Below are 4,411 nucleotides of genomic sequence, written 5' to 3' on the forward strand. Positions count from 1 at the left end.
GCCCGCTTGTTCAAGAGCATATTGGTCATCCAGATACTCTTCCTCTTGGTCATAGTAGTAGGCAGAGTTTTCTGTTGTTTGTCTTTGAGCCGGAGCGTCTCTGCTGTCTTCAAACCCATCCCAGGCATAATACCCTTCGTAGCGGTCATCTTCTAAAGGGAATCTATCAGAGGTTTGAAATTGGGTGTAACAACCCGCAAATAAGAATGGCACAAGTAGTAAGAAAGATCGGTTGAGGACATTTGGGCTTTTCATGACAACACCTTTTAAAGACTTCATTTTGGTTTACAACATTAATATGAACTAAAAAATACTCACATTTTATCACATGTTAATGCTAATACTATATTTCCCCTCTCAGGGATTTCGCTATCACTTCAGCTTTAGAATTCACATGAAGTTTCTTGTAAATATTCCGTATATGCGCACGAACCGTGTCTATAGAAATATCATAACGGTCGGCTATTAGTTTATAACTGAGTCCATCTACCAATCCGTTCACGATATCCTGCTCTCTGTTTGTGAGCATGCTATCTTCATTTTTCTTTGGAGCTTCTTCATTGAAATGAGAGATAACTTTTCTTGCGATCTGCGGAGACATCGGAGCTCCTCCTTTTAGCAGATTTTCAATAGACTCTTTGATCTCAGGTAAAGAAGTATGCTTTAACAAATATCCCGACGCACCTGCCTTGAGCGAATCGAATATTTTATGTGAGTCATGATATACCGTAAGCATCATGATCTCGATCTCCGGATACTTTGTTTTAATGATCTCCATCCCTTTTATACCAGACATTCCCGGTAACTGTATATCCATGAGTATTACATCCGGCTTTTGATGCTCTTTAAGATATTCCAACATTTCTTCAACAGAATCGACCGCTACAGGACAATCCAATTCTTTCTGCATATCCAAATAACGCTGGATCAGATCTCTGATTTTCTTGTTGTCCTCTACTATTCCGATTACAGCCATTTTCTCAGTTCCTTAGTTAGTATTTAATTTCCCCTTCACTTGGATGGAAAATCCATCCGTGCTGTTTATTGTAATATCTGCACCTATACGTTTTGCCCGCATGTCCATGTTACGAAGACCTTGTCCCGTTTTCTTTGCCCCTTTTCCGGTAGTGCCATTATCATGAATAATAAATTCAAAATATCCATTAACATTTTCCATTTTGATGTCTACATGATCTCCGTTTGAATATTTTACAACATTGTTTACGGCTTCTTTAAAGATCAAATATACATTCTCTTTCACTGATACCGGAAGTTTGTTATCCATATTCAAATTTTCAAAATCATAATTTACCATCATATTTTTGGACTCAAGGGTATTTAACACATAATCCTGCATGCGATCGGTCAAGTCACCTAATGTATCATTTCTGGCGTCGATCGACCACACAATGTCATCCAGACTGGTCACTATTTTACGGCATTGACGTCCAATTTGCTCTAATGATTGTTTGAATTCTGAATCGGCATCCCCTGTCTGTAAAAAATCAGACTGCAAAGCGATCTCAGTAAGGCTTGCACCTACATCGTCATGAAGGTCACTGGCTATTCTAACGCGCATACGCTCAATATCGATCATTTTTCGAGCCCTATAATAATTGTAGAAAAGGAAAATAATACCAATAATAACAGCAAGCATTAAAACCCAAAACCACCATTGCATCCAATAAGGGGCTAAAATACTAAATCTTACTTCCTCCAGCTCCGAACTCCATGTCCCATTAATATTACGGGCATGTACCCGGAATGTAAATTCACCGGGTGGTAAAGACGGGTATTTTATGGAACGTGAAGTTGTGCGCTGCCAGTCAGGATCAATATTGCTTAACCTGTATTCATAAAGTATTTGATTAGGTGCCGTAAAGTTGATACCGGTATACTGTATTTCAATATAATTTTCTTCATGAGAAAGTGTAAACTGCTCTTCCGGTTTGTATTCCCTGCCTGATGCATTCACTCCTAAAATATGTACTTTTGGGGGCACCTGATTTCCTTTATATAACTCCGGGTCAAAACGACTTAGTCCTTCCATTGTCCCAAACCAAAGATTCCCTTTACTGTCTTCATATACTGCACCAAGATTCAATTCATTCGAAATTAAACCTTGTTCTTTATTTAATACTTGAAATGCCTGAGCTTTGTTATTCTCTTCCAAACTGAAATAAACTTCATCATCAAATCTTATAACGCCATTAGTAGTCCCAATCCAAAACTTTCCATCATCACTTTGATGAATAAAATAGCACACATCATCCGGTAGCCCTTCATTGGTTGTGATGCTCTGGAAGCGTAGGCCGTCAAACCAGGCAATACCGCCAAAAGTAGAAGCCCAAATTCTTCCGTTATTATCTTTAATTATACTCATAACCGCATTATTTGGCAGGCCTTCCTGAATAGCAAAACTTTGAAATTCTCCCTCCTTATACCGGGTGACACCTCCATATGTAGCGATCCAAATTGATCCATCTTTTCCTTCTACTGATTTCAGCACCCTGTTACTTGCTAACCCTTCTTCAGCTGTTATCTGCTTAAAATTTTCATCCTGATAGTGTATAATCCCATCATCATAGGTGCTTATCCAAAAGCTTCCATCCGAAGATTCCATAATATCTCTCACCATTCTAAATGGAAAGTCTTCGTCATTGAAAATACGTAGTCTTTCCCCTTCCATCTTTGCTAACCCCTCTCTCATACCAATCCATATATGCTGATTAGAATCAGTGTAAAGCTTATATATCTGATTATCGGGCAACTCTTGATTCAATCCAAGATCGTAAAACTCACCGGACTTGATCGAAGTAATACCTCCAGCGTACGTGCCGATCCAAATTCTTTCATCCGGTCCTTCAGTAAATGTTGTGATCAGGTTATTAGGAAGTCCCTGTTCCGTACTATAATTGGCAAAGTAATCGCCGATAAATAGGTTTACCCCGCCTCCAAATGTCCCAAACCAAAGATTACCTTCGATATCGGATATAGAAGAATATATAATTGCATTAGAAAGACCTGATTCTATCGTATAATTCTTGAAATTTTCACCGTCAAAAAAACTAACTCCATCTTCCGTACCTATCCATATCTCATTGCTGCTCTTTACTGTCAGGGTTCTGATCAAATTATCGACTAATCCATCAGAAACATCATATACCTCAAATTCTTCTCCATCAAACTTAACCAAGCCATCCCTGCTGCCAATCCATACATTACCTTGTTCATCAACCTTAACATCCCGGATACGATCAGCTGCCAATCCATCTTTTACTGTGTATGTCCTAAAATTACCCTCTTTTAAGGTAGTTAATCCATCTCTTGTAGCAAACCACAGGTCACCTGTCAAACCTTCTGCAATCGCTCTTACCCTATTACTCCCCATGCCATTTGAAGTTGTGTATTGAGCTACAACTTCACCATCCGAATAATGCCAAACTCCGTTGCCATCCGTAGCAAACCACATATCTCCAAGCCGGTCTTGAAAAATACTTATCACGGTAGAATTAACCAATGAGGCATAAGCTTCATCAGCATAGATGCTATCCTGCTCTATAAAATTAACTCCGGCTTCCGAACCAATCCAGATTCTACCGTCTGAATCCTTAAACAAAGAACGAAGCCTGCTACTGTTAAGTCCTTGTTCTTGAAAGTAATTTTCGAAACGAATACCATCAAAACGGTTCAAACCAAAACCAGTGGCCAACCATATATACCCATCCTCATCCTGCACAATATCATACACTACCGATTCACTTAATCCCTGTTCAATTGAATATGTTCGAAACGGATAACGCTGTGCATTTGCAATTTCCGCAACACCAAATATTAGCAGTAATATGGAAAATATTTTCTTCATCACGGTAAATGTAACGTAAACTTAGGGAGATTAGTAGCAATGAAATTCCTTTAAACAAAAAAAGCCCCACACATCTGTTGATGTGAAGGGCTTATCTCACAAGATTAAAAAAAATTAGCCTAAGTATGCTCTTAAAGCAGCACTTCGGTTATGATGTCTCAGTTTTCTGAGTGCTTTTTCTTTGATCTGACGTACCCGCTCACGAGTAAGATCAAAGCGTTCACCGATCTCCTCAAGGGTAAGCGAATGCTCACGCCCAATTCCAAAATAAAGCCGAATCACTTCTGCTTCACGAGTTGTCAATTTCGAGAGGGCTCTTTCGATCTCTACTTTCAGAGACTCACCCATCAGATCGAAATCCGGATTAGGGATCTCTTCGTTTTCAAGAACATCCAACAGCCTGTTGTCTTCTCCCTGTGCAAATGGAGCATCCATTGACAAGTGACGACCGGAAATTTTTAGAGTATCTGCTACTTCACCTACGGTCATTTCCAGGCTTTCAGCAAGCTCATGGGCCGAAGGTACACGCTCATATTCCTGTTCCAA

At 39.4% G+C, this 4,411-nt stretch carries 4 protein-coding genes; all 4 read right to left on the minus strand.

Annotated elements, in window-relative coordinates; translation table 11 throughout:
- Window positions 1–279 (minus strand): hypothetical protein (locus VFM80_RS10175; protein WP_395071719.1); only part of this gene is annotated, 279 nt, incomplete at its 3' end.
- A 64-nt stretch (window positions 280–343) separates the two neighbouring features.
- The gene (locus VFM80_RS10180; RefSeq protein WP_395071720.1) at window positions 344–976 is read right to left on the minus strand and encodes a response regulator; all 633 of its coding nucleotides are present in this window, start codon (window positions 974–976) and stop codon (window positions 344–346) included.
- A 12-nt stretch (window positions 977–988) separates the two neighbouring features.
- Window positions 989–3,865 carry a ligand-binding sensor domain-containing protein gene (locus tag VFM80_RS10185; protein ID WP_395071721.1) on the minus strand — a complete coding sequence of 959 codons (2,877 nt, stop codon included), beginning with the start codon at window positions 3,863–3,865 and terminating at the stop codon, window positions 989–991.
- Window positions 3,866–3,979: 114 nt separating this feature from the next.
- Window positions 3,980–4,411, minus strand: a 432-nt coding sequence (locus tag VFM80_RS10190; RefSeq protein ID WP_395071722.1) for a sigma-70 family RNA polymerase sigma factor, incomplete at its 5' end; no start/stop codon positions are given.

It is taken from the genome of Gracilimonas sp., from assembly GCF_035704785.1.
Lineage (GTDB): Bacteria > Bacteroidota > Rhodothermia > Balneolales > Balneolaceae > Gracilimonas.

Coding starts and splice junctions, on each gene's coding strand:
- VFM80_RS10180 (WP_395071720.1), bottom strand. CDS start 976: ATGGCTGTAATCGGAATAGTAGAGGACAACAAGAAAATCAGAGATCTG.
- VFM80_RS10185 (WP_395071721.1), bottom strand. CDS start 3,865: ATGAAGAAAATATTTTCCATATTACTGCTAATATTTGGTGTTGCGGAA.